The 26,216-nt window shown below is 66.7% G+C and carries 23 protein-coding genes and 1 tRNA gene; 11 read left to right on the top strand and 13 right to left on the bottom strand.

All coding sequences use genetic code 11. From position 1 onward, the window contains the following. Positions 1 to 25: 25 nt before the first annotated feature. The 6 genes from ACYVN4_RS00505 (at position 26) to ACYVN4_RS00480 (ending at position 7,416) form a co-directional block, all read left to right on the top strand. Positions 26 to 1,102 carry a TauD/TfdA family dioxygenase gene (locus ACYVN4_RS00505; protein WP_460718315.1) on the top strand — a complete coding sequence of 359 codons (1,077 nt, stop codon included), beginning with the start codon at positions 26 to 28 and terminating at the stop codon, positions 1,100 to 1,102. Next, on the top strand, positions 1,099 to 2,088 hold the full coding sequence (locus ACYVN4_RS00500) for an ornithine cyclodeaminase family protein (protein ID WP_460717210.1): 990 nt from the start codon (positions 1,099 to 1,101) through the stop codon (positions 2,086 to 2,088). Before ACYVN4_RS00505 ends, ACYVN4_RS00500 begins: the two co-directional genes overlap by 4 nt. Before the next feature lie 60 nt (positions 2,089 to 2,148). Then, a complete protein-coding gene (locus tag ACYVN4_RS00495; protein WP_460717209.1) occupies positions 2,149 to 3,477 on the top strand; it encodes an alanine racemase in 1,329 nt (442 codons plus the stop codon). 52 nt (positions 3,478 to 3,529) lie between these two features. Beyond that, positions 3,530 to 4,870 carry a PLP-dependent cysteine synthase family protein gene (locus tag ACYVN4_RS00490; protein WP_460717208.1) on the top strand — a complete coding sequence of 447 codons (1,341 nt, stop codon included), beginning with the start codon at positions 3,530 to 3,532 and terminating at the stop codon, positions 4,868 to 4,870. After that, positions 4,870 to 6,285 (top strand): MATE family efflux transporter, encoded by a 1,416-nt coding sequence (locus tag ACYVN4_RS00485; RefSeq protein WP_460718314.1) that lies wholly within the window; start codon positions 4,870 to 4,872, stop codon positions 6,283 to 6,285. The genes ACYVN4_RS00490 and ACYVN4_RS00485 overlap by 1 nt, the downstream gene beginning before the upstream one ends. Positions 6,286 to 6,462: 177 nt before the next feature. After that, on the top strand, positions 6,463 to 7,416 hold the full coding sequence (locus tag ACYVN4_RS00480) for a metallophosphoesterase (protein WP_460717207.1): 954 nt from the start codon (positions 6,463 to 6,465) through the stop codon (positions 7,414 to 7,416). Between the two features lie 19 nt (positions 7,417 to 7,435). Here ACYVN4_RS00480 and ACYVN4_RS00475 read toward each other — a convergent pair whose 3' ends face one another. The 8 genes from ACYVN4_RS00475 to ACYVN4_RS00440 form a co-directional block, all read right to left on the bottom strand. Continuing rightward, on the bottom strand, positions 7,436 to 8,260 hold the full coding sequence (locus ACYVN4_RS00475; RefSeq protein ID WP_460717206.1) for a glycosyltransferase family 2 protein: 825 nt from the start codon (positions 8,258 to 8,260) through the stop codon (positions 7,436 to 7,438). A 318-nt stretch (positions 8,261 to 8,578) separates the two neighbouring features. Next, positions 8,579 to 9,763, bottom strand: coding sequence for an S-methyl-5-thioribose kinase (gene mtnK, locus ACYVN4_RS00470; RefSeq protein WP_460717205.1), 1,185 nt, complete (start codon positions 9,761 to 9,763; stop codon positions 8,579 to 8,581). Beyond that, a complete protein-coding gene (locus tag ACYVN4_RS00465; protein ID WP_460717204.1) occupies positions 9,760 to 10,791 on the bottom strand; it encodes an ABC transporter permease in 1,032 nt (343 codons plus the stop codon). Before ACYVN4_RS00465 ends, mtnK begins: the two co-directional genes overlap by 4 nt. Continuing rightward, positions 10,788 to 12,317: a sugar ABC transporter ATP-binding protein gene (locus ACYVN4_RS00460; protein ID WP_460717203.1), complete on the bottom strand. Its 1,530-nt coding sequence runs from the start codon at positions 12,315 to 12,317 to the stop codon at positions 10,788 to 10,790. The genes ACYVN4_RS00465 and ACYVN4_RS00460 overlap by 4 nt, the downstream gene beginning before the upstream one ends. Further along, on the bottom strand, positions 12,304 to 13,368 hold the full coding sequence (locus ACYVN4_RS00455; protein ID WP_460717202.1) for a substrate-binding domain-containing protein: 1,065 nt from the start codon (positions 13,366 to 13,368) through the stop codon (positions 12,304 to 12,306). Before ACYVN4_RS00455 ends, ACYVN4_RS00460 begins: the two co-directional genes overlap by 14 nt. A 217-nt stretch (positions 13,369 to 13,585) precedes the next feature. Next, positions 13,586 to 13,966, bottom strand: a complete 381-nt coding sequence (locus tag ACYVN4_RS00450) for a hypothetical protein (protein WP_460717201.1) — start codon at positions 13,964 to 13,966, stop codon at positions 13,586 to 13,588. A 57-nt stretch (positions 13,967 to 14,023) separates the two neighbouring features. Then, entirely contained in the window at positions 14,024 to 14,830 is an 807-nt protein-coding gene (locus ACYVN4_RS00445) for a DUF4389 domain-containing protein (protein WP_460717200.1), read from the bottom strand. Between the two features lie 82 nt (positions 14,831 to 14,912). After that, positions 14,913 to 16,346, bottom strand: a complete 1,434-nt coding sequence (locus ACYVN4_RS00440; RefSeq protein ID WP_460717199.1) for a stealth family protein — start codon at positions 16,344 to 16,346, stop codon at positions 14,913 to 14,915. Between the two features lie 552 nt (positions 16,347 to 16,898). Here ACYVN4_RS00440 and ACYVN4_RS00435 point away from each other — a divergent pair. From ACYVN4_RS00435 to ACYVN4_RS00425, 3 genes are read left to right on the top strand one after another with little or no spacing between them, the layout of a single operon-like run. Further along, positions 16,899 to 17,348 carry a pyridoxamine 5'-phosphate oxidase family protein gene (locus ACYVN4_RS00435; RefSeq protein WP_460717198.1) on the top strand — a complete coding sequence of 150 codons (450 nt, stop codon included), beginning with the start codon at positions 16,899 to 16,901 and terminating at the stop codon, positions 17,346 to 17,348. Positions 17,349 to 17,365: 17 nt separating this feature from the next. Further along, entirely contained in the window at positions 17,366 to 17,941 is a 576-nt protein-coding gene (locus ACYVN4_RS00430) for a TerD family protein (protein WP_379359672.1), read from the top strand. Further along, a complete protein-coding gene (locus tag ACYVN4_RS00425) occupies positions 17,938 to 18,234 on the top strand; it encodes an MTH1187 family thiamine-binding protein (RefSeq protein ID WP_460717197.1) in 297 nt (98 codons plus the stop codon). Before ACYVN4_RS00430 ends, ACYVN4_RS00425 begins: the two co-directional genes overlap by 4 nt. 11 nt (positions 18,235 to 18,245) lie before the next feature. Here ACYVN4_RS00425 and ACYVN4_RS00420 read toward each other — a convergent pair whose 3' ends face one another. The 3 genes from ACYVN4_RS00420 to mfd form a co-directional block, all read right to left on the bottom strand. Then, positions 18,246 to 19,226: a hypothetical protein gene (locus ACYVN4_RS00420; protein ID WP_460717196.1), complete on the bottom strand. Its 981-nt coding sequence runs from the start codon at positions 19,224 to 19,226 to the stop codon at positions 18,246 to 18,248. A gap of 119 nt (positions 19,227 to 19,345) precedes the next feature. Then, positions 19,346 to 20,026 (bottom strand): nucleoside triphosphate pyrophosphohydrolase, encoded by a 681-nt coding sequence (locus ACYVN4_RS00415; RefSeq protein WP_460718313.1) that lies wholly within the window; start codon positions 20,024 to 20,026, stop codon positions 19,346 to 19,348. A 220-nt stretch (positions 20,027 to 20,246) separates the two neighbouring features. Continuing rightward, the gene (gene mfd, locus ACYVN4_RS00410; protein WP_460717195.1) at positions 20,247 to 23,864 is read right to left on the bottom strand and encodes a transcription-repair coupling factor; all 3,618 of its coding nucleotides are present in this window, start codon (positions 23,862 to 23,864) and stop codon (positions 20,247 to 20,249) included. A gap of 109 nt (positions 23,865 to 23,973) precedes the next feature. Here mfd and ACYVN4_RS00405 point away from each other — a divergent pair, with 109 nt between their 5' ends. Next, on the top strand, positions 23,974 to 24,363 hold the full coding sequence (locus ACYVN4_RS00405; RefSeq protein ID WP_460717194.1) for a DUF1801 domain-containing protein: 390 nt from the start codon (positions 23,974 to 23,976) through the stop codon (positions 24,361 to 24,363). 52 nt (positions 24,364 to 24,415) lie between these two features. Here ACYVN4_RS00405 and ACYVN4_RS00400 read toward each other — a convergent pair whose 3' ends face one another. Beyond that, positions 24,416 to 25,063, bottom strand: a complete 648-nt coding sequence (locus ACYVN4_RS00400; protein WP_460717193.1) for a TetR family transcriptional regulator — start codon at positions 25,061 to 25,063, stop codon at positions 24,416 to 24,418. Between the two features lie 214 nt (positions 25,064 to 25,277). Then, entirely contained in the window at positions 25,278 to 25,907 is a 630-nt protein-coding gene (locus tag ACYVN4_RS00395) for a TetR/AcrR family transcriptional regulator (RefSeq protein ID WP_452399303.1), read from the bottom strand. A gap of 207 nt (positions 25,908 to 26,114) precedes the next feature. Here ACYVN4_RS00395 and ACYVN4_RS00390 point away from each other — a divergent pair. Continuing rightward, positions 26,115 to 26,185, top strand: a tRNA-Gln gene (locus tag ACYVN4_RS00390). The last annotated feature ends 31 nt before the right edge of the window (positions 26,186 to 26,216 follow it).

Below are 26,216 nucleotides of genomic sequence, written 5' to 3'. Positions count from 1 at the left end.
CCGAGCCAGGAAGGCCCTTCCCTTGGTGAAAAGCGTTCTCTCCGAACGTCACACGCTTCACCCCTCGAACCTCGAACGCCGCGACCTGCCGGAATCCGCCGCCCGCGCGATCCGCCACATGGCGGCTGAGATAGCGGTCACAGTCGGCGCCCATCCGGAGATAGCTGCCACGCTCTCGCATCCGGTCCTGCTGCGCCACATCGACGCCAAGTACGGGCGGCTGCCCGACGCCGTGCACGAGGCCATGCGGCCGCCCGCCACCGCCTCGGGCGTGACGATCGTCCGCCCGCTGCCCATCAGCGACGACGAACTCGCCGCCACCCCGCACGACTGGCGCGAGGCCGCGACCCAGGCCGGTGACCGCGCGCACCGCTCGGCGTCCTTCGAACTCGACATCGCCATGCTGCTGCTGGCCCGTTGTGCCGGTGAGCCTTTCGGCTGGCAGGGGCAGCAGGGCGGACGGCTGGTCAACAACATCGTGCCGACGCCCGGACACGAGCACGAACAGTCGGGGGCGAGCAGCACCACGCTGCTCAGCCCGCACACCGAGGACGCCTTCCATCCCGACCGCGCCAACCTGCTCATGCTGGGCTGCTTGCGCAACCCGGACCGGGTTGGGACCACGGTGTCCTCGGTGCGCAATGCCGAACTCAGTGCGGCACAACGGGACACGCTGCTGCGACCGCAACTGCCGATCCTGCCCGACGTCTCCTACGGCACCGGCTTCGACGATGCCCCGGCACCGGCGGTCGCCACCCTCGGCAGCGACGAGGGGCAGCTGACCCTGCGCTTCGACCCCGCCTACACCCCGCTCGACGCCGCCGATCCCGAATTCCGCTCCGCGTACCGGCACCTGGCCGACGAGCTCGAAAGGGTCTGCATCACCGCCGCTTTGGCCCCCGGTGAACTGTTGCTGGTGGACAATGACGTGGTGGTGCACGGGCGTGTGCCCTTCACCCCGCGCTACGACGGCACCGACCGCTGGCTCAAGCGGGTGAACATCCGGCTGCCGCAGCGTCGGCGGACGGCGGAAGCGGCCGAGGACGGATACGGCCAGCACGTGGTGGCGCCGTTCCGCACGAGCCGAGGAAGCAGAACGTGAATGCTCGACTAACCCCGCTGCGGGTCCTTTCGCGCAGCGATCTGGCCGATGTCCCGATCTCCCCCGCCGAGGTGGTGCGCGCCGTCGAAGACGCGTATCTCGCACTGGCGGGCGGTGATTCGGACAACCCCCGCAAGCTCAGCGTGGCGCATCCCGACGGCTGGTCGGTGGCCTACGCCATGCTGGGCCGCGACGGTCGCCGCCGGGTGGTGGCCATGAAGACCAGCTACAAGTTCGACCCACATCACGATCGGTCGAACAAGCGCTACTTCACCACCATCTCGCTCTACGACGACGCCACCGGCACACCCATCGCCTTGATGGACTGTGCGCGGGTCGGGGCGCTGCGCACGCCCGCGGTGTCGGCGCTGCTGGTGCGCGAATGCGCCCGCCCGGGCGCGCGCAGCGTGCTGTTGATCGGCACCGGCACGCAGGGCCGCAACGCGCTGCCGCATCTGCTGGCCGCGAATCCGAATCTCAATCGGCTGATGCTCTACGGCACCCATCCTGAGGGGCTGGAGGCGGTGTATCAGCAACTGCTGCAGCATCATCCGCAGGCGGAGCTGGAGATCGTGAGCGATCCGAACGTCGCCGCGCGGGAGGCCGATGTCATTCTGGCCACCGCAGGACCGGGCACACAGGTCGCCATCGACGCCAAGGATGTCGCGCCCGGCGCGACCGTGGTGCTGGTCGGCTATGGGCTGGCACCCTCGACGCTGACCGAGGCCGACCGGGTGGTGGCCACCAGCGCCGAGCAGATGGCGCTGACCGGAACCGATATGGCGGGCCCGGACGGCCGATTACGCAGGGTGGACGCCGAGCTACCCCAGATTCTCGACCACCGCGCCGTCGGCCGACTAACCGATGACGAGCGCATTTTCGTCTACAACAGCGGGCTGGTGCTCACCGATATCGCGGTAGCACACGCCCTCGCCAATCGGGCCATCGCGGAGGGTCGCGGCACCGAGGTTTCGCTCTGGGACTGATTTCCCCCTGATTCGACGAAAGGAACTCCCCTGTCCGGCACCGGGATTACCGCGGCGCCTATGCGCGCGGACCGACGCGAATGGGAGAAGAGGCTGCTGGCCGACGACGGGCCGTTGCGGGAAATCGCCGACGCCGTCGCAGGCCCGTTCCATGTGATGTTCCCCGAGCAGATCGTCGAGAACATCCGCGGATTCCAGGACGCTTTCACCGGTAGCGAGGTGGACGGGGTCATCTACTACGGCAAGAAGGCCAACAAATCCGCTTGTGTGACAGCGGCTTGCGCCCGGGCCGGGATCGGGGTCGATGTCGCCAGCGGTCCCGAACTCGAGGCCGCCCTGCGCGAGGGCATCCAAGGGATCGACATCATGGTCACGGGACCGGCCAAATCGGATGAACTGCTGACGCTGGCCGCGGACGTGAACGCCACCATCGCCATCGACAGCCCGGACGAGCTCGCGCGGTTGAGTCGGCTCGCACGCCATCGCGGCGTCGTGGCCCGCGTCGTCCTGCGCGTACTTCCCGCCGATTCCGCCAGCCGGTTCGGCATGACCGACGCGGAGTTGAACAGCGCCTGGAGGCTGCTGGACACCGCCGCAATCCGACTGCGGGGCTTCAGTTTTCACCTCGGCGGCTACCAGGTGTCCCCCCGCGCCGAACTCGCGGCGCTGTTGATCGACCGCTGCCTCGAGGCCCGTGAACGCGGCCACGACACCGACCTGATCTCCATCGGGGGCGGCTTCAGCGTGAATTACCTTGCCGCCGAACAGTGGGAATCGTTTCTCGCCGGGGTCGGGCCCGACTGGTTCCATTCGGGACGCACCCCACGCCCGGACTCCTACTATCCGTATCACTGCCCGGTACCCGGACCGGCGATGCTGACCGCCATTCTCGAATACGGCGGGCTGGGAGATCGCCTGCGAGCGGCCGATATTCGCCTCGCCATCGAACCGGGTCGCGCTCTGCTGGACCGCGCGGGCAGCACCGTATTCCGGGTACAGGGCAGCAAAACCAGGCACGCTCAGGGCATTCCGTACGACATTCTCACCGTCGACGGCACCAGCCTCAGCCTGTCCGAACAGTGGTTCGACACCGAATACCTTCCGGACCCGGTCATTTGGCCAGAGCGGCCAGGATCGACAACGCCGACCTGTGTCGGCGGCGCCTCCTGCCTGGAATCGGACATGCTCAGTTGGCGGCGCATCCCACTCCCCCGGGCCGCGGTGGTCGGCGATCTGCTCGTCTACCCGAATACGGCCGGATATCAGATGGACTCGAATGAGTCGGAATTTCACGAATTGCCCGTACCGCCGAAGGTTATTTTGAGTTATTCGGCGAGTGGGCCACAATTCGATTGGGTACGTGAGCCCGATCGACGCGACGCCCGATAGCGGCGTTCATCCCCGACCAGCGTTTCACGATTCTGCTAAGGAGAAGCCCTCGATGCCGGTTATCGCCAGGCGCGTGTCCGATCTGATCGGACGGACACCGCTTTTCGAGCTGGCCGTCAGCCGGACCACCGGTTCTCGGTTGTTCCTCAAGCTCGAAACCATGAACCCGACGGGGGCCGCCAAGATTCGCATGGCGCGCGCCATGGTGCTGGATGCCGAGCGGCGGGCGGTGCTACCGACGGGCGGGCACATCATCGAATCGACGTCGGGCAATACCGGGCTGGGGCTGGCGGTGGTGGCGCGGGAACGCGGGTACCGGTTCACCGCGGTCGTCGATCATCACGCGTCCGCGGCCAAGTTGAATGCCATGCGCGCCATGGGGGCCGAGCTGGTGTTCGTGTCCGAGGAGGGCGATGACGGGTTGTCGACCTCCGCCCGCGAGGAGCGCGCGGCCGAACTGGCCGAGCAGGAGGGTCCGACCGCGTTCTTCCCGGCGCAGCACGACAATCCGGCCAATGGCATCGGCTACTACGCGCTGGCCGAGGAGCTGCTCGGGGATCTCGAGAAGGTCGACATCCTGGTGGGTGCGGTCGGCACCGGCGGTTCACTGTTCGGCACCGCGTGTGGGCTGCGGGATCGCGGCTGCGAACCGCGCCTGGTGGGTGTCGAGCCGGAGGGGTCGATCGCGTTCGGCGGTCCGGCGCACGACTATTGGCAGTCCGGGACCGGCACGCCCGAGGGCGCGTCGCCCGGCTTCCATGTGGACCGGGACCTGCGGTTGATCGACGAGCGGGACCGGATCAAGGTCTCCGATGTCGACGCCTTCGCGACCGCCCGCGCGCTCGCGGCGGAACTCGGCCTGCTGATCGGCGGTTCGTCGGGGAGTTCGGTGCTCGCGGCGCTACAGCGCCTCGACGAGTATCCGCCGCATTCGAACGTGGTCGTCATCATCAATGACGACGGCGAGAAGTACTTGGACACCGTCTTCGACGAGAAGTGGATGAACGACCGGCATCTGCTCGACCGGACGCGGGAGCTCGAGATCGTCGGCCTGCTGGAGCGGCATCGGCCGCCGCGGCGCATCGATCCGCACGAGATCGAGGTGCTGCGGCATCTCGATACCGCGCTGCCACACCCCGGCGGGGAGGATCACACCGAGCAGGTCGCGCTGATCCACACGCTGCACGCGATCGGATTGCCCGCCAACGAGATCGGCGAGTTGCTGGCCCGCACCGACGACCAGGTCTGCCTGGCGCTGGAGAAGCATCGGCAGCGGCTGGCCGACGAGGCCACCCTGCTGACGCAGTTCATCTCGGTCCTGCGTGGCACGTCCGCCACCACGCACACCATTCATGTCCCCGACGCGGCCGTGAGCGGGGCTGCCGCGAAATGATGGGAACGGCCCGGGAATCCGCTCGACGGCACCGGCAATCCGATGGGCGACAGCTGACTTCGCTCGCCACGCCCATTGCCTTGACTCAGCTGGCTCAAGTGGCGGTATCCACCACCAATATCGCGTTGATGGGGACGCTCGGGGTGCAGCAGGTGGCCGCCGGCGGCCTGGCGCTGGTGTTGTTCAACCAGATTCGGACCATGTGCGTCGGGTTGATCACCGGGACCGGCAATCAGGTGGCGACCGTGGTGAGCCGCGCCGAGAAGCAGGGCCGACGCTATGAGACGCAGGTGCTCGGGGTGGTGCGGTCGAGTTTCCTGATCGCGACGCTGGCCGGGGTGCTCGGCGGGCTGCTGCTGATCGGGCTCGGGTGGGCGCTGCAATGGCTCGGCCAGGACGCGGCGGTGCTGTCTGAGGCGCGGCCGATGATGGTGGCGCTGGCGCCGGGTCTGTTGCCGTGCCTGTGGTTTCAAGTGTTGCGGCAGTACACGGTCGGGATGCAGCGGCCGCAGGCGCTGCTGCTGGTCACGGTCGGGTCGGTGGCATTGAACCTGGTGCTGGCGCTGACGCTCATGCACGGCTGGGCGGGGCTGCCGGAGTTGGGGCTGACCGGGGTCGGCGTGGCGACCTCGCTGGTCTTCCTGATCACCTTCGGGGTGTTCTGGGCGATGGTGCGCCGCGACCCGAAACTCGGTGCGACACTGCCGGTCCGGATGTGGCCGGTGCACCGGGCGACGGTGTGGGAGGAGCTGCGACTGGGGACGCCGATCGCGCTCACCTACGGGTCCGAGGCGGGCATGTTCTCGGTGCTGGCGCTGGTCATGGGCAGTATCGGCGCGGCGGCGCTGGCCGCCCACAATGTCGTCTATCAGATCACCTACATCGTGTTCCAGGTGGCGATCGGGCTCTCGCACGGGGCGTCGATCCTGGTGAGCCGGGCGGTGGCGCGCGACGAGTTCGCGCACGCGCGGTCGGTGGCGCGGCTGGCGCTGCAGTACGCATTGGTGGTCGCGCTCGTGACCGGTGTCGTCTACGTGCTGGTCCCGAACTGGGTGTTGCGGCCGCTGCTGACCGACGGTGATTCCGCGACCGAACACGTGGCGCACACGCTGCTGTGGGTCGCCATCGCGCTGCAGTTCTTCGACGCGGCACAGAACATTGCGGTCGGTCTGCTTCGCGGGCTCAAGGACACCAAGGCCGGGTTCCGGCTCTCCCTGGTCGGCTACTGGGGTGTGGGATTGCCCACTGCGTTGCTGTTCGCCTTCCCCTTGCATTGGGGCGCGGTGGGCGTCTGGCTCGGGTTGACGGCCGGTCTCGCCACCACCGCTACCTTGATGCTGCGCCGATTCCGGGCTCTGCTGCATGTGCGTGAGCAGGAACATCTTCCGGTGCTGGCGGGTAGCCCGGGGCATTAGCCCGACACCCAAACCTCACCTTCTCGCAAGCATGCCGTCACTGGCCGCGGGCAACCTGAAAGAAACGGGTTTGGCTATTCTGGCGACGATATCGGCAAGCGCAATCGTCAGCATCGCAAAGCTGTGACGACAGAGTTGGCAAGCAACGGCGCAACACCAACGCCGGGGAGGATGTCCGTGTACATCACGCGAGTGGCCGAGTATCCCAAGCCGGATCACGTGCTTTTCCACTTCAGCGACACCCATCTGATCGCTGCCGACACCGAGCTCTACGGTGCGGTCGACGCCGAGGCGCGCCTCGAGAGCCTGCTGGGTCAGGCCGAGGCCAGCCGCATCGCGCCGACCGCCATCGTCTTCACCGGCGACCTCACCGACCGCGGCGAGGCGGACGCGTACCGCAAGCTGCGCGATCTGGTGGAGCCGTGGGCCGAGCGGATCGGCGCGCCGGTGGTGTGGGTGGCGGGCAACCACGACGAGCGGGGCACGCTGCGGCAGCACCTGCTCGACGAAAAGCCTTCCAGCGCACCGTTCGACGCCGTGCACATGTTCGACGGCCTGCGCGTGATCGCGCTCGACACCACCGTTCCCGGCCACCACTGGGGCGAGATCACCGACAACCAGTTGGCCTGGCTCAGTGACGTTCTCTCCGAACCCGCGCCCTTCGGCACCGTGCTGGCCATGCACCACCCGCCCATCCCCTGCGTGCAGGACCTGGCCGTCCTGGTCGAGCTACGCGACCAGCGCCGCCTCGCCGACGTGCTCGACGGCACCGACGTCCGCGCGATTCTGGCCGGGCACCTACATCTTTCGAGCCACGCCACCTTCGCGGGCATCCCGGTCTCGGTGGCCTCGGCGACCTGCTACAGCCAGGACATGGCCGCCGCCGAGGGCGGTCAGCGCGGCCGCGACGGCGCGCAGGCCTTCAACTACGTGCACATCTACCCGGACACCATCGTCCACTCGGTGGTTCCCATCGGCCACGGCCCCACCGTCGGCCAGCCCGCGAATCCGGAGCAGGCGGCCCACCGCCTGGCCGACGCCGGCATCGTGATTCCCCCCGCGGCCCGCATCCCACACGTCCTCCGCCGCCGGACCGAGGCCTCCGAGTCCGACGGCGAGACGGTTCTGTGAGAGGCCACCGGATCTGACGTCAGGCCGCGCCGTGGGCGAGCGGGTACATCCGCTCCTTGCCGGGGCGGAAGGTGAAGCGGCGGCGGTCGAAATCCCAGAGGCGGTAGATCGGCCACTGGACGGTGTGTGACAGCCAAGCGCCGCTGATGATCACGCGGTGATAGGGCCGCACGTGGTAGCCGTGCTTGCTGATGGTGTTGAGACCGGTCAGCTGGAACTGCCACCATTTCGCCGGGCTGGTGCGGCGACGGCGGGCCGAGGTTTGCGCGCGCATCGTGGTCAGTTGCTCGATGTGCAGGTCGTGCTTGGTGAGGCAGAGCGCCAGGTCGAGGTCGTCGATGACGTCGGGGGTGACGGAGGTGTCGGCGCGGACCTGGTCCCAGGCGGTGGCGCGGATGGCCATGTTCGGGCCGTGCATATTGCCGACGCGGCCGCCGAGTTGACCGCGCTTGGCCTGCAGCCAGTAGCCGAGGTCGAGGAAGAAGCCGACCGGAGAATCGAAGTAGCGGGTGATGCCGGTGAGGGCGGCGTACTCCGGGTGGTCGGTGAAGTTGCTCCGGATCACCTCGGCCCAGTCGGGGGCGACGATGGTGTCGGCGTCGGTGCGGGCGAGGAAATCGCCTCGGGCCTTGTCGAATCCGGTGTTGCGGGCGCGCGCGACACCGCGTTCGGGTTCGTCGACCACCGTCACCTTCGGATTGTCGAGGGCGTAGGCGGCGAGAATGTCGGGGGTTTCATCGGTACTGCCGTTGTCCACCACCACGATTTCGTCGATGGCGTCCTGCGCGGTGAGCCGGTCGAGGGTGGCCCGGATGCTCTGCGCCTCGTTCAATACCGGGATCACGACGGACAGAATCTGTCTTGCTGGGACAGTCATTGGGAGTCAAAGGCTTTCGTGCGGCGAAAGATGTTGCAGCGATCCTGCAACGGGACGCGGACTCCAGCAAGCCGTGATAAATACTGGCATTCCTCTTCGTGCCATTGGAAATCCGATAATCCCTGCCAAGCGGCGGTTTCTACCGTCGAGACACAAACTGGTCGAGTGTCCGAAATCTCGATGAAGGGATCCCCGGTGATGAGCAATCGGATTGTGGCGCGTGGCACGGTTTCGATCGCCGGACGCGGCGCGGTGGCGGCGACGATGCCCGTTCCCGAAAGCCCGCTAGTACTGGTCGATGAGCTTTCGCACGGCGTGGGGGTCCGGTAGCCCGGCGCGTTGCAGGACCAGTTCGCGGCCGATCAGCAGTGCACGGCGAGTGGCTGGGCCCGGATCCGGGAGCGAGTCCAGATCCGACAGATGGGCGAAACCTACTATGCGACGGATGATTTCGGCGCCCGCGTAGCCGAGGGCGTCGGTCCAGACGCGGGCCAGGAAGCGGTCGAGGTAGGCGTCGTCGAAGAAGGTGTCGAGGCGGGTGGGCCAGAGGGCGCGGAACTCGGAGTCGAAGGCCCGCCAGGCATGGTCGATTTCGTCGGTGTGGGTGCCGGTGCTGCCGAGGGCGCGGGCTCGGGTCTCGGCGACGATCGCATTGCCCCAGTACAGGCCGAGATCGAAGCCGACGGGGCCGACGAAGGAGAATTCCGGGTCGAAGATGCGGACCACTTCCGCGCCGTCACGCTCGCCGATCATGATGCTGCCGGTGTGCAGGTCGCCGTGGACCAGGCCCTGCGCTCCGGACATGAAAGTGTGTCGCAGGTCAGCGATTTCGGTGCGCAGCTGCTTGTCGACACGGTAGGCGGCGGCGAGGTCGGCGACCGATTCGTGCCAGTGGTTGTGCTCATGGCCGACGTAGGGCTCGGCGAGCACCAGGTCTTCGGTGATCTTGCAGAGCTCGGGGTTCACCGATTCCGCCAGCAGCGCTTTGCGTTCCGCCGAGGTCATGCCGAAATCGCTCGTGGCGAAGGCGAGTCGGGCGACGAAGACGCCGACCGCGGTGGATGCGCCGCCGAAGCCACCGCCCTCGTTGAGGACCGTGCGCAGCACCCGCAGATCCGAGAGGTTCTCCATGGTGAGGGCGTAGTTCTCGGCGTCGTAACCGTGCACTGTCGGAATGGTTTCCGGTGCGACGGCGGCGACGCGGCGGTAGGCGCGGGCCTCCGCGGTCGCGCGGGCGGGACTCATGGGCCAGGACGGTCCCGCTACTCGCACCCAGGGCAGGGCCTGCTTCACCGCGAGACTGCGGCCGTCTCCACGATGGGTGGCGATGAATACCCGGTTCAGATTTCCGTCTGACACCTCGTGGACGTCGATATCGCTGTCCTCGAAGGGTTTTCCGGCGAAATGCCCACGCTCGCGCAAATAACCAGGGATATCGCCGGGTTCCAGAATTCGATAGTCCACGGTCATGCGCGTTTGCCTCCCGACAGTGTGAAACTGAATATCAGCGCCAGCACCAGCACTCCACCCTGGACGACATCCTGTGTGTAATAAGGCAATCCGGCGATGGTGAGGCCCGAGGAAATGATGCCGATCAGCACCGCGCCCAGGGCCGTGCCCCACACATTCGGCTTGCCGCGTCCGAGCACCGAGGTGCCGACCAGGGCGACCGCCACCGCCTCGAGCAATTGCGAATTACCGGCGGACACATCGCCCTGGCCGATGCGGGCGGCCAGGATCAGCCCGCCGATCGAGGCCAGCACGCCCGACAGGACGTAGGCCAGGCTTCGGTACGCGCCGACACGGATGCCTGCGAGGCGCGCCGCTTCTCGATTGGCTCCGATCGCGTACAACACTCTCCCCCACCGGGTTCGGGCGAGGAAGATCCAGGCGAGTACGGTCAACAACCCGAAGATGAGCACGGATGCGGGGATTCCCAGAACGCTGCCGCGATCGATGGACAGGAATCCGGCGGTGAACTTGCCCGGTGCGGTCGTCCCGTCCGACAAGGTCATACCCGGCGAGATCGACTGTCCGTCAACGATGATCAGCTTCAGGCCCTGGATGACGAACATGGTGCCGAGGGTGGCCAGCATGTCCGGCACGCGCAGCAGCACCACGAGGGCGGCATTCACCAGCCCGGCCAGCGCACCGGCGCCGAGTACGACCAGGACCGCAATTGCTCCTACCTGGTTGTGCACCACCATTGTTTCGGCGGCGACGGAGACACCGAGACCGGCGACCGCGCCGACCGACATGTCCAGCCCGCCTGCAGCCATGGTCAGCGTGACGCCCAAACCGAGAATGGCGGCCACGGAGACGTAGCGCAGGATGTCCAGCAGGGTCGCGGAATTCCGGAAGGTGGGTTCGCTCGCCAGGAAGTAGGCGAACAGGGCGAGGGTGACGACGATGAAGCCGTACTTGACGACGCCCTCACGAATCCGTGTTGTCGAATCCGTTGTGGCGATGGCGAGTACGGGTCGGTCGGTGGTGGTCATCGCACCTCTCCGGTGAGTGCGTGCAGGATGCGGTCGGGTTCGGGATCGTAGGTGTCGAGGCGGATGTCGCCGTCCACGAGCACGATCACCCGGTCGGCCACTTCCAGCACCTCGTCGATGTCGGCGGAGAGCACCAGCACGGCAGCGCCGTCACCCGCGAGCGCGCGGGCCTGGCGGCCGATATCGCGGCGGGCGCCGATGTCGACGCCGCGGAACGGCTCGTCCAGCACCAGCACTCGCGGGCGGTGGGCCAGCCAGCGGCCCACCACGATCTTCTGCTGATTGCCGCCGGACAGCTCCTCGATGAGGCTGTGCTCGTCGCGCGTCACGACGCCGAGCCGCTCGATGGTCCGGCGGGCCGATTCGGCCTCCCGTCCCCGGGCGATCAACCCGGTGACACCGGAGATCGAGCGCAGGAACGGCAGCGAAAGGTTCTGGGCGAGAGACCATCCCGGTATCAGCGCATCCGCATGCCGGTCCTCCGGGACCAGGTGCACGCCCGCGCGGATCGCGTCCGCGGGATGCCGGGGCCGGTACGGCTTGCCATCCAGCTCGACCACTCCGCTCGCGAAAGGCTGTGCCCCGAACAGCCCTTCGGCCAACTCGGTCTTCCCTGCCCCGAGCAGCCCGACGACACCGGTCACTTCACCCGCGCGCACATCGAGATCCTGTGGGCGGCGGTCGGGCAGCAGCTCGACCCCGCGCACCGACAGGACGACCTCGCCGCCGCTCGCCCCGGCGCTGTCGGGGCGTTGTGTCGTCGCGGTGTGCGCGGTGGCGAGCATCGCGCGCAGGGCCGTGTCCCAGTCGAAGGGCCGCGGCAGATCAGCGGTCACCCGACCGTCGCGCAGCACCACCAATCGGTCTGCGAGCGAATCGATTTCGCCCAGTCGATGCGAGACGTACAGGACGGCGATGCCGTCCGCGCGCAGGCGTTCGACGATCGCGAACAGGCGGCTCGCCTCCGCCGCCGATAGGGCCGAGGTGGGCTCGTCGAGAATCAAGAGCCGGGGCCTGGTGGTCAAGGTTCGTGCCAGGATCAATAGTTGCTGATCGGAGATGCCCAATTCGGCGACATCGCGGCGGAGCGTGCGGTCGTCCCAGCCCAGTTCGAGTGTGGACTGAATCTCCCTGGCCCGAGCCAGGATTCGCCGTCCACTCAGCAGCGGGGTGCCGCGACCCGTCGCCAACTCCTCGAACACCAGGTTCTCGGCCACCGAGAGCCCCGGCACCACTCCGGCGGCGACGTGCTGGTGCACGGTGCGAATACCGAGGCGCCGCGCGGCCAGCGGATTGTGCAGCCGCGCTGCGACACCGTCGACAGCAACCTGCCCACGGTGACCGGGGTGCACGCCGGACAGCACCTTGATCAGCGTGGATTTCCCCGCCCCGTTCGCGCCGAGCAGCGCAACCACACGGCCCGGCGCGAGATCGAGACTCACCCCGTCCAGAACAGTCTTGCCGCCGAAGGACATTCCGATATCACACAGCGAAACCCCCGCCACACCACCGTCAGTGAGCGACAACGGTGATCCAGTCGGCAGCACTGACCTGCCCGAGGTTCAACTCGGGCAACGCCGCCCGCAGCTGATCCAGGTTCTGAATCTTTTTGGACACCAGCAGATCCCGGCTCACCGCGACGGCCGGGAACTCGACCGTCTGCTTACCGAGCTGCCCGGCGATCTGCAACGCGATCGTCCGCACCACCGCCGCGCCGACCGCGGACGGATCGGTCCCCGCGGTCGCCACCCACGGGCTGTTGTCGGCCGTGATGATCTGGATGTCGGCGTTCGAAATGTCCGCACCCACCACCTTCACCGAGTTCTCCAGATGCTTGTTCTGCACCGCGAGCACCGTGCCCTTGGCCAACTCGTCGTACGGCGCGAAGATCCCCTTCACCTCACCGTGCTGCGTCAACGCGGCACTGACCAACGGCACGGTGTCGGTAGCCGTCGAGTCCGTCACCTTGCCAACCTTGAAGACCTGATTCCAGCCGTTGGCCCCAACCGCCTGCTGCCACACCGCATCCCGCTTGTCCAACGGCGCAAACCCGGCCACATTCACATACCCCACCGGCACGTTCTTGCCGACTGCCGCCGCCAGCGCAGTGATGGCCACCGATGCGATATCGGCATCGTTCTGCCGAGTAGCGATCACCTTGGGATTGCTCGACTCGACGTCATAGGTCACCACTGTGATCCCCTTGTCGACCGCCTGATCGATCAACGGCGCGATGGTCGCCGGAAACCCATGATCAACAATGATCGCCTTGGCCCCCGAGTTGATGGCCGTGGACAAATCGGTCGCCTGCTTCGCGTTATCCGCCTGCGCGTCATACACGGTCAGATCAATCCCCACCGCCTTGGCCTGCGCCTTGGCCCCATTCCCCCACTGCTCGAAGTAGTCCCCCGCCCCACTCTGCCGCACCAACGCCACCTTCACCCCACCCTGATCGAACGGCGCAGGCTTCTTCCCGCTCGCCTGCACCACCGCCGCCGTAGACGCCTGCGGCGCACCGGAGTTCGACGACGACTGCGAGCACCCGCTAGCCACCAACCCCACGGCCACCACAGACACGGCCAAACCAGCCGAAAAGCGAGTCACAGAAGGCTCCGAACACTAGATGGGCAACCCCCGGCAAACTACCCGCCCCCACCCCACCTGACCCCGAATTCACTCCCCGTGATCCGAACCCGTGACACAACGTCCCAAACGCGGCGACGGCCATATCCAGCTCGCGCGAAAGTGGAGCACACCCGGGGTGCGCTCCACTTCGGTTTGGAGTCAGGGGAATTCAGTCGATCTTGACGCTCATGCCGTAGTCGGTGGTGTTGTGGTGGGGGGAGGAGACGCGCAGTTGGTAGGAGCCGTCGCACGGCAACACGACTCGGGACCACTGGTGCTCGTAGGAGAGGGTGCCGGTGGGGCCGGTGATGGTGACTACCGTGTCGGACCAGTCGGGGCCGGCGTCGACGATCATGACCTGGCCGCCGCGGGCGTCGACCTGGTAGGTGTCGTGGCTGAAGCCCTGCAGGTGGCCGGAGACGTAGCCGTTGTCGGTGTTGTAGGCGAAGTAGATCTGGTGCACGTCGTCGGCGGAGGCGGGACCGGTGCCGAGGATGGTGGCGGTGGAGGCGGCGGCGAGGACGGCGGCGGCGAGGAATTTCTTGTTCATGACCAAAGGGTCGCGGGCGCCACCAATCGGATTCCAACAGAAGACTATTGGGGCTCGTCACAGCCCGCTGTCGGTCATTGTCACGGCCGAGGACTGGGTGTCGTCGGAGGAGTAGTTCCCGGTGGGGTTGAAGAAGCTCCAGAGGATGCCCAGTACCAGGATGATCCAGAGCAGGACCTTTGCGGCTTGCGAGACCAGGAGCGGGCGGGTCGGGGAGGCGGGGGCGTAGCCGGGGGCGGGGAGCATGCCCGGTTCCGGGGTGGGGCCGTCGCCGAAGGCGCCGGTCAGGTAGGCCGGGGTGAGCATCAGCCAGTAGGCGTCGGTGCGGACCTGGGTGCGCAGCACCGCCGCGGTGGCCTGGAAGACCGCGGCGGGCATGCGGCCGGTGATCAGCATGATCAACCAGATGATTACGGCGATCACCGTCCAGCCGGTGCTGAACCAACTGGACAGCGCGAGGATCGGGATGGCCAGGATGAAGCGGAAGAACACGGCCAAGCGGTTCAACGGCGTGGGCGCCGGGAACTGCACGCGCACCGGATAATTCGCGTCCACATCGAGGCTGAACGGCGGGTAGACGTCCACCAGCAGGTACATGTAGGCCAGCACCCGGATGGTGTAGGCGAGGGTGGAGCGCAGGAAATCACCACACCAGGCCGGGAGCGCGCCGAGGAACAGCGCGCCGAACCAGCCGATCACGGCCACCACCGCCGTCGCCAAACCCAGGACGACCAGGACCAGCAGCTGCGGAATGGCCAGGATCGCGCGCAGCAGCACCGTCCAGCGTCGATGCTGCTCGGGCGGAAAGACATCGAGCCCGACAATGGGTTCCGGCCACTGCTGCACACCCTGGTACTGATCCATGACACGCACTCGCTTCCTGGTCCGTAAAGACGGAAAGGTGACGTTTCACGGTCAGCGTCTCACAGGGTGTGGCTCATCCCCGTTAGGCAGCGCCCGATTCGAAAGCCGTCATGGTCCCCGCGGTGGTATCGGGTTTCTCCCAGGGCGCCGGTTCCGAGAAATAGGTGTCCAGGAATTCGGAGACGGCGCGCACCCGTTCGGCCTCCGGGACCTCCGGGAAACTGCCGTCGTTGAGGCAGAAGAAATCGACATTGCGGCGCTTGGCGAGGCCGTCGAGGAGCGCGAGGCCGGTATACATGGTGGTGTCGACGTAGCGGACCTTCGCCGCCTCCTGCGGGACCGCGCGGCCGGTGAGCAGGGCGTAGTAGTGGTAGAGGGAATTGGTGACCGAAATGTCGGTGGCCGCGCGGAAACGGCTGGCGCGGGTGCGGGCGAAGTCTTCGGCGAAAACCTGCTCCATCTCCAGCAGTACGCTGCGGCGCAAGGGAACCGGCGTGTGCTCGAGGTGGCGGGTGATGATGTGACCGAACCGACTGGTCAGCAGCGCACGATTCACGCGGGCCGCGTTCTCGAAGCCGCTGCGCCGTTCGTTATTGGTACCCGGGCCGATTCGCGTACCCGCCTCGATATACCGGCTGATACCCGCGGGCGTGAAGAACATGGACGGGCGGACGGGCCGCGCGAAGAACATATCGTCGTTCGAATACAGGAAATGCTCCGACAGACCCTCGATGTGCTGCAATTGGCATTCCACCGCATGGGAATTGAACACCGGCAGCCCACTGATATCCGAGAAGTGATCCACGGCCCGCACCACGGTCACCCTCGGGTCCTCGGCCAGCCAGTCCGGCACGCGGGAATCGGTGGCGATGAAGATGCGACGGATCCACGGCGCGTTCTTGTACACCGACCGCAGCGCGTACCGCAATTCGTCGATCTGACGGATCCGGGCATCCGCCTCGTCACCCTCGCCGACCACCACCTGCGCCAGCATTCCCGCACGGCGAGCACGGAATTCGGGGTCGGTGCCGTCCACCCAGGAGAACACCAGGTCGATATCGAAGCCGACATCGGTCGGATGCGGGGTGAACATCCCGGCCAGGGTCGGCCAGCTGGCGTCGTAGAGCAACACCGTGGTCGATTCCACATCGGCCACGTCGAAGACCATGCGGGTCAACGCATTCGGCCGCGGGCACTCCACCGTGTCACCGTGGTACTCCCACAGCTCGATATCCACGTGGTGGGCCGGATCGAGATCCCGGCTGAGCCGGAAAACATTGTGCTGCTTCTCATTGAAGCGGAATCCGGACACCATCGCGGCCCCCAGCACCCGTCTCAGGGCCGCCCGGTGACCGCTGTCCACGGCCAGCACCAATCGATGGTCGGCGTCGCGTACCAGCAGGTACGGCACCTCGGCCATCGTCAGCTCGCCGCGCAGATAGCGCAGATCGTCCAAAACCGCGCTCGAAACCACCAGATTCGCCACGGTCGCCCGACCCACCAACTCATCCACCATCACCGTCTCCGCTCTGTTCGCACTGCACCACACGCCTGCACCCCGCGCGCCGACACGGCCCCGCGCCGGCCCGGCGGGGTTCCGGAGGCGGCGCGTACCGTGAAAACCGTTGTGCAGTCAGAAGAACGGAGCTGACAGGGTGGTGCGGGGCATGGTCCACGGTCGTCGCTGATACGGCCGGTATGCCATTCGCACTCACCTCACTCGGTTGGGTGACGCCTGTCGCGTCGGTGGGAAAACTGCTGCGTACTTCACCGGGCGGTCATCGGCCGGTTACTCGCATGACCTCGTTCAGACGAGGGACTGTAACGAATGATGCAACCGTTATCGCCTCTCGTCAATCTGTTTCCCCGCAGGTCCGGCTGTGTTTTCACAGACGTAACCGACGAAACCGACGAGTCCGGCGTATCGCATGCCCGATTCGGACGCCAGCGAGCCAGCGGCGCAACGGCATACACTTGCGACAGCACAGTCCAGCCCGCTGTGCGCAACCCCGATGGTGAGGTGACGCGGATGGTAGCCGACGCGCGGGAACGTCAGGAGCCCTCGACAGTGAACCAACAGGAACACCCTGAGCTCAACGTACTCCCCGAGTGGCCGCTCGACACCATCGCGGTCCTGGTGACCACCGATCCCGCACCGCACGCCATCCCGGTCTCCTGGCCGGTGCGCGCCGGGGATCGCCGAATCCTGCTGAGCCTCAAGTCCGATCGCGGTTCCCTGGCCCGGCTGCGCGAACGACCCGAGGTGGCCCTGCTGATTCTGGGCGGTGGCAATGTGGCGCTGTGCGCGCGCGGCAAAGCCCGCGTGATCGCCGACCCGCTGCCGGACGCCGACGATTATGTCGGCGTGGAATTGACCGTCGAGGTGATCGACGACCATCGGCAATCGGCTTTCCAGGTCGCCACGGGAATTCAACGCACCGTCCAGGACGCCACCGAACTACGCTATCTGGAGAAACGGGTCGCGACGCTGAAGGCAATGGCGGCCGATCAGAACTGAGGAACTAAGGAGACCGCGTGTCTGTCAGCTTGGCCAAGGGCGGAAACGTTTCGCTGTCCAAACAAGCCCCGAACCTGACCAAGGTCGCCGTGGCACTGGGCTGGGATGTGCGCACCACCACCGGTGCGGACTACGACCTGGATGCCAGCGCCATGGCGTGCGGATCCAACCAGCGCGTGCTCTCGGACGCGCACTTCATCTTCTACAACAACCTGCGTTCCCCCGAAGGCACCATCGAGCACACCGGTGACAACCTCACCGGCGCGGGCGACGGTGACGACGAGGTGATCAATGTCGACCTGGCCGCCATGCCGCCGACCATCACCAATATCTTCTTCCCGGTCTCCATCCACGAGGCCGACATTCGCCGCCAGTCCTTCGGTCAGGTCCGCAACGCCTACATTCGTGTCATCGACGCGGTGACCAATTCCGAACTGGCTCGCTTCGACCTCACCGAGGACGCCTCCACCGAAACCGCCATGGTCTTCGGCGAGCTCTACCGGCACGGCCCGGAGTGGAAGTTCCGCGCCATCGGCCAGGGCTACGCCTCCGGTCTGGCCGGTATCGCCCGCGATTACGGCGTGAACGTTTGATCGTCGCCTTCTCCGTCACCCCGCTCGGCGTCGGCGCGGACGTGGGCCGCGCTGTCGCCGAAGCGGTTCGGATCGTCCGAGCCAGTGGGTTGCCGAACGAGACCAACGCCATGTTCACCATGATCGAAGGTGAATGGGACGAGGTCATGGCCGTGGTCAAACAGGCCACCGATGCCATCACGGCAGTCGCCCCGCGGTGCAGCCTGGTGATCAAGGCCGATATCCGGCCCGGCGTCACCAATGCCATGCAGGCCAAGGTCGACACGGTCGAGCGCTACCTCGCCGAAGGCTGAAACCGGCCGGGTCAGGAGATGCGTTCGCGCAGCCAGTCCGGGATTTCGTCACCGGCTCGGGGGTAGGTGGCGAGTTCGCGACGGCATTCATCCGGCTCGGGCAGCGGGAGCCAGTCGGGGATCTCCTTGAAGGAGAGGGTGAACTGCGCTTTGGAAGACGACGCCTGCAGCACCACCTGGCCGCTGAGCCAGGTGCCGGTCATCTGGTCGTAGCAGACTTCCTTGAGGCGGTTGAGGAGCATCAGGGTCTCCTCGGAGGGTTGCAATTCCTCGGGGTCGGCATCGGTGATGTCGACCTGGATGCCGGTGTGGCCGTCGTCGCCGACCAGGCAGAACCACAGCACCGCGAGCTGCCAGTTCTCGGGAAGCGCATCGGTGAGCGCACTGACCAAGGCGCTTTCGACCATGTCGCGGTCGGCCGAGCGCGGCATGGCGGGCGTGTCCGGCGCCTCGGCGGGTTCGTCCTCGAGGGCCCGCACCACCAGGTCCGGATGATGGCGGCGCATGGCCTCCACCACGGCCGGGACCGGGACGGCTAGTCGCTCGGGCACGATGTACAGCGGACGGTCCGGATGCTTGCGCGCGGTGACATCACCGAGAGCCCGCACCCGATCGTGGAATTCGGCGGGATCGCGCAGCACGACTTCCGCGAAGCGTTCGGTGTGGCCGCCCTTGCGCAGCCGGCCGATGCCCAGGCGCAGGCGTTCCACCTCCGCCCACGCCACATGCGGATAGCCGCGATACGTGAAGCCCTGATCGGTGATCAGCAGCGTCGGCTGCGGTCTGAGCAGATCGTCGAGCATGGCGTACACCCCGAAACCGAACAACGCCATGGCAACACCGCCCAGCACCCGCATGACCACATGCTCATCACCATCGAACACCACGAATCCGGGCAGCGCGGTCATCAGCAGGAAGAAGACCAGCGCGACTGCCGCACCCGCTCTCGACGGGTAATACTCGGTGATCGGTTCGCGCCCCGAAGCTTGCACCCCTCTGACGCTAGCCGAAACGAGCCGAAGGCAACACCGCCGTTATCGCTCGGTTTCGCTTCCGCTATGCCCGTTTTGGCCACCGCAATGGATTCAGCTCGGCCGTAGCGAGATTTCGCTCAGCGGTGCGGCCAGTACTCCCGCCAGTCCGCGGCAACCAGCGCCCGACGCTCACTCCGCGCGAGTTCGGCGGCGTCCTCGGCGGCGCGAATGCGTTCCGCGAAGCCGAGAGTGGCCTTGCGCAGCCGTTCCTCGGCGCTGTCCGGGCCGCCCAGCTCGACCACCCGCAGCGCGTCCGGAATCAGATCCTCGGGTAAACCGGCCTTGATACCTCGTGAGCGAACCTTCTCCGCCAAGGCCAGTGCCGGTTGCGCCATGGCGATGCCGTCCAGGCAGGAGCGGCGCGCCTTCTCCGCGGATTTCCGCTCCTCCCAAGCCTTTTCCTGCGCCGCGATCTTGTCGGCCACCGCGGCGGCCGGATCGAAACCGTAGGCGTCGCGCTCCCCCGCCAGATGCGGGCTGCGATGCACCAGCTTCGCCACCAGCGCCGCGGCCACCTCCGCCAGCGTGAATTCGCCTGCGGCCTCGGCAATCCGGGAGTGGAACAGCACCTGCAACAGCAGGTCCCCCAGCTCTTCCTTGATCGTCTCGGCGTCCTCGGCCTGGATGGCGTCGAGCAGTTCGTAGGTCTCCTCCAGCAGGTAGGGCCGCAGCGAATCGTGCGTCTGCGTCACCTCCCAGCCGCCGAAGTTCCACAGCCGATCCATCACATCGACCGCCTCGCCCAGCGCCTCGGTCATCCGAGCGATATCCGCCGCCTCGCCGCTGTCCCCGCCACTCACGGAATCCTCGACACGCGTATGCCCATCCGTCATCCCAACGCCCCCATCCGCCATTCCGTCATCCCGGCGCGCTTTTGGCCGGGATCCACACCCACAGTCTGGATTCCGGCCAAGAACACGCCGGAATGACGAGAAGGTCGGGGCGGACGGGGAGAATGTCCGGTCGGGCGCACAGCACTCATCGCGGGGCGAGCACCTCCGGGGCGACCTTGACATCGACTGCGCCCGGGGCCTTTCCGTCCAGCGCGAGCAGGAAGTCGGCGACGAACTGGAGGACCTGGACGTCGCGGACCCGCGACGCGCCTACGCTGTCCTCGACCCGGGGCAGCGGGAGCTGGACGATGCCGGTGGTCGGCCGGTAGGTGGCGTTGGGGTACAGGCGCTTGAGGCGCATTTGTTTGGAGTCGGGCAGTTGCAGCGGCGACACCTTCAGCGTGGTTCCGGTAACGCCGATTTCGGCAATGGCGTACTCCCGGGCCAGGAGGCGGAGTTTGGCTACCGAGACCAGGCGGGCTACCTCGACGGGCAGCGGACCGTAGCGGTCGACGAGCTCTTCGACGACCGCGGTGAGGGCCGAATCATCCTGAGCGGCAGCAAGTTTGCGGTAGCCCTCGAGGCGCAGCCGGTCGGAGGCGATGTAGTCCGGCGGGATGTGCGCGTCCACCGGCAGGTCGATGCGGACCTCCTTGACCTCCTCGTCCACCGTGATCGGGCGGCCGTCGGCGGCGGCCCGATACGCCTCCACCGCCTCGCCGACCAGGCGCACGTACAGGTCGAAGCCGACGCCCGCGACATGCCCGGACTGCTCCGCGCCCAACACATTGCCCGCGCCGCGAATCTCGAGGTCCTTCATGGCCACCGCCATGCCCGCGCCCAGATCCGAGTTCTGCGAAATAGTGGCGAGGCGGTCGTAGGCGGTCTCGGTGAGCGGCTTCTCCGGCGGGTACAGGAAGTAGGCGTAGCCGCGCTCCCGGGACCGGCCGACGCGGCCGCGCAACTGGTGCAGCTGCGAAAGGCCAAGGGCGTCCGCGCGTTCCACCAGCAGGGTATTGGCATTGGAGATGTCCAGGCCGGTCTCGATGATGGTGGTGCACACCAGCACATCGAATTCCCGCTCCCAGAAGCCCTGCACGGTCTTCTCCAGCATGTCCTCGTTCATCTGCCCGTGCGCGACCACCACTCGCGCCTCCGGGACCAGATCGCGAATCCGCTTGGCGGCCTTGTCGATCGAGGCCACCCGGTTGTGCACGTAGAACACCTGGCCGTCGCGGAGCAGTTCACGGCGGATGGCCGCGGCCACCTGCTTGTCGTTGTACGCGCCCACGTAGGTGAGTACCGGATGCCGCTCCTCGGGCGGGGTGAGAATCGTCGACATCTCGCGGATGCCCGCGAGCGACATCTCCAGGGTGCGCGGGATCGGCGTGGCGGACATGGTCAGCACGTCCACGTGCGTGCGCAGCGCCTTGATGTGCTCCTTGTGCTCGACGCCGAAGCGCTGCTCCTCGTCGATGATGACCAGGCCCAGGTCCTTCCAGCGGACGCCGGTCTGCAGCAGGCGGTGGGTGCCGACCACGATGTCGACATCCTTGGTGGTCATGCCCTCCAGGATCTCGCGCGATTCGGCCGCGTCGGTGAAGCGCGACAGGCCCTTCACCACCACCGGGAATCCGGCCATCCGCTCGGTGAAGGTCTGCAGATGCTGTTGCGCCAGCAGCGTTGTCGGCACGAGTACCGCCACCTGCTTGCCGTCCTGCACCGCCTTGAACGCCGCGCGCACCGCGATCTCGGTCTTGCCGTAGCCGACGTCACCGCAGACCACCCGGTCCATCGGCACCGTCTTCTCCATGTCCGCCTTCACCTCGGCGATGGCGGTGAGCTGATCGACGGTCTCGGTGAACGCGAACGCGTCCTCCATCTCCTGCTGCCACGGCGTATCCGGAGCGAAGGCATGGCCGGGCGCGGCCTGGCGCACGGCGTAGAGCTGCACCAGCTCGGTGGCGATCTCGCGAACCGCCTTGCGCGCCTTGCGTTTCGTGTTCTGCCAGTCCGACCCGCCCAGCTTGGACAGGCTCGGTAGCTCGCCGCCCACATACCGGGACAGCTGATCGAGCGAGTCCATCGGCACGAACAACCGGTCCCCCGGCTGGCCGCGCTTGCTGGGCGCATACTCGATGACCAGGTATTCACGCCGGGCACCGGCAATGGTGCGCTCGATCATCTCCACGAAACGGCCGATTCCGTGCTGATCGTGGACCACCATGTCCCCGGCGGTGAGCGCCAGTGGATCGACTTGGTTGCGCCGCTTGGCGGGCAGCCGCTTACCCTCGCCGGGCGCGGTGACCCGGTTGCCGGTGAGATCGGATTCGGCGATCACCACCAGTTTGGCGTCGTCGAAAACGATGCCGTCGTGTAGGGAACCGCACAGCACGCCAACCACGCCGGGCACCGGACCGGTACCGGGCTCCAGGGCCGCGGCGGGCACCTCGGCGTCGGCGAGGCGTTCCAGAATGCGTTGCGCCGTACCGTGTCCCGCCACCACGATGACCGCGCGGCCGCCGGTGACGACCTGTGCGCGCAGCGAGGCGAAGATGGTGGCGACCAGTTCCTCGGACCCGCGCGCGGAGGCGGCGGCCAGCACCGGCAGCACGATCTCGTCGGGATGGTCGGCGGCCAGCGGACTCAGCGTCCACCAGGGCAGGCCGCGACGCTCGGCGTCGGCGTGCACCACATCCAGGCCGCGATAGCCGGAGGCCGCGAGATCCAGGCCGTGCGCGCCCAACGGCGCGGCCCCACCGAAGGAGGCCGCCGTCCACGACGCCTCCAGGAATTCCTCGCCGGTGCGCACCAGATCGGCGGAGCGGGTGCGGACCTTCTCCGGATCACACAGCAGCACATGGGTTTCCGGGGGCAGCACGTCGACCAGCAGTTGCAGCTCGCCGGGCTGCAGCACCGGTAGCAGTGCCTCCATGCCCTCCACCGGGATACCCTGGGAGATCTTCTCCAGCATCTCCACCAGGGCGGCGTCGGCCGCGTTCTCCTCCGCCACCTCGGCGGCGCGTTCGCGAAGTGCGGTGGTGAGCAACAGTTCCCGGCACGGCGGGGCGACCACCAGCTCGACCGGCACCTCGTGAATGGAGCGCTGATCCTGGACCGAGAAGGCCCGCAACTCGGAGACCTCATCACCCCAGAACTCCACGCGCACCGGGTGATCCGCCGTCGGCGGGAAGAGGTCCAGGATGCCGCCGCGCACCGCGAACTCACCGCGCTTGCCGACCATGTCGACCCGCTCGTAGGCGAATTCCACCAGCCGCAGCAGCAATTCGTCGAAGTCGAACTCCGCGCCCTTGCGCAGCACGATCGGCTCGACATCGCCCAGCCCCGCCGCCATCGGCTGCATGAGCGAACGCACCGTGGTGACCACCACCCGCAGCGGACCCGACGTACCCGGATCCTCCGGATGCGCCAGCCGCCGCAGCACCTGCATGCGCCGCCCGACCGTGTCCGCGCCCGGCGACAGCCGCTCGTGCGGCAGCGTCTCCCACGACGGGAACAGCGCGACGGTATCCCCGAGGATCTCGGTGAGCTCGGCTGCAAGATCATCGGCTTCGCGCCCGGTGGCCGTCACCACCAGCAGCGGCCGCTGCCCGGCAATGGTCGAGGCCACGAACGGCCGCACCGCCGAGGGCGCGACCAGCATCGCGGACTCCCGCCCGATCAGGCTCGTGACCTGCTGCAATGCGGCGTCTTCAGCGGCCACCGCAGCCAGGCCAGCCAGGGGTGGACGTTGAGTGGACATGCGGCGGACTCCTCGGCGCAGACAGGCGTTCCAGACGACCAACCGAGTCTAGTCACCCACAATGACAGGTTCCGCACGCAGACGCTCCGGCAGTGCTTGGATGGTTGGTATGTCCTATGCGACCGATCCGCGGGTGGACGCTTACATCGACACGCTGCCCGACTGGCAGCAGGAGATCTGCCTTCAGGTCCGCGACCTCGTCCACGAAGCGGACCCGGCTGTCGAGGAAACGATCAAGCGCACCTACCGCCCTTACTTCGTGCTCGACGGCAATATCTGCGCGCTGCTCGGCACCAAGAAGGCTGTCGACATCTTCCTTTACGACGGCGCGATCGTCCCCGATCCCGAGGGCATCATCACCGGCGGCCACGACAACAAGACCGCCCGCATGATCGCCGTCGCCGAGGGCGAAACCCTCAACGCCCCAGCCCTACTCGCCATGTTCCGCGCGATCATCGCCAACAACCGTGCGGGTGGCTGGCGAAAACTGAAGGGCTGAGGCCGGACTCTCGGCGTTTCAGGGGCTTGCCCCTGAGAGTCCCGAGAGTTGGTTATTGCACGTAGCGGCGGAGGCGGCGCGCCGCGAATTCGCGGAAGTAGGCGACCTTCTCGTCCGGGACGATGCTCGGGAGCAGGAAGAACCACGCCCGCTCCATCCGGGTCGCCATCTGGTCGATGGATTCGGTGCTGACCGCGACGATGTGGACGCCGGTGGTCATCTCCTGCAGCAGCAGGCCGATGGTTTCCGGATCCAGGTCGGACTTCAAATCACCTTGGGCGATAGCGCGTTCGGCGAGCAAACGGTGCGTCTCACCCCACGTCTTGGCGATATTGTCGCCCGTCGCGCCGCGATAGTCGCCGATCTGATGGGTGAGCTTGAGCATCGCCCCGACCATCGGATCGTTCATCGTCAGATCCGCCACCACGTAGGTGATCCCGATGCACGCCTCGAGCGCGGGCACCCGGGGATCGAAGAATCCCTGGCAGGCGCTGACCAGTCGCTCGTTGCCCTGATCGACAACCGCGCGGGCCAGTTCTTCCTTGGAGCCGAAGTGAAAGTACAAGGCGCCCTTGGTCACATTCGACTGCGCGATGATCTCCGACAGGGACGCGTTCGCGTAGCCGAGTCGCAAAAAGACATCCGCCGCGCCCGCGAGCACGGAATCGCGAGTGATCTCCGCACGCGCTTGCCTAGCCATCAGATCCGCCTGTCATCAAACCAGCCATCCTGAAGTAGACCGACATCCCGAAGTTGACCGACATCACAGTTCGAACAGCACTCGAAGGATGGGTGAACCGTACCACCCGGCTGCGCGCTGCCAGCCGATTCGAGCATTCGACCCGTCCTCCTTCGCAATTCGCTGGTTAACTGTCCAGTTCTGCCCCGCTAGGACAGACATATCAGACCAAAGTTCAGACCGCCGGGTTCGATAACCCCTTGCCGCTCGGCCATTCCGACTTCAGTACGGGCTCGGCCTCCAAATGTGTGAGGCCGTTCCAGCACAGGTTCACCAGATGCGCGGCCACCACTTCCTTGGACGGCTGGCGCTCGTCCAGCCACCAGGTCGCCGCCGTCGCAACCATTCCCACCAGCGCCTGCCCGTACAGCGTCGCCAGATTCGGATCCAGACCGCGTCGCTCGAAATCCCCGGCGAGAATGTGTGCCACCTGATTCACGGCCTCATTGAGCAGAGACGAATACGTCCCCTCCGCCGCCGACACCGGCTGATCCCGCATCAGAATCCGGAACCCGTCGGTGCGTTCCTCCATATATGTAAGCAACGCCAGCGCCACCTGCTCGAGCCGCACCCGCGACCGGTTGTTGCTCAGCGAGGCCGTGATCATCGCCAGCAACATCGACATCTCGCGATCGACCACGACCGCGTAGAGCCCTTCCTTACCCCCGAAGTGCTCGTACACCACCGGTTTCGACACCTGCGCCCGAGCCGCGATCTCCTCTATCGAAGTCGCGTCGTACCCCCGCTCCGCGAACAGCGCCCGCCCGATCTCGATGAGCTGCTGACGGCGCTGGGTACCGGTCATGCGCGCCCGCGCAGGCCGAGCTCCCTCGCTACCCGTCATCGCCCACCTGCCCTTTCGCCCTGCCCCCGAGCTCCACTGCCAGGGGTGCGGGGACCGAGGCCACCGCGTGTCGGTAGGTAGCCTATCGACAGACACGTCCGAATCTATGTAAGCGGTTCGACGTTGAGGGGTAGTTCATGCGAGGATCAGACCCGCATGACGCTGCGATCCGCCGTGGTGTAATGGCAGCACAACTGATTTTGGTTCAGTTAGTTCAGGTTCGAGTCCTGGCGGCGGAGCTCACAGGCAGGGTCTATATGGTTTGACCCG

The sequence above is a fragment of the Nocardia heshunensis genome, from assembly GCF_054782115.1.
Note: the sequence above shows the minus strand (reverse complement) of the source record. Positions and strands in the feature narration are given on the sequence as shown.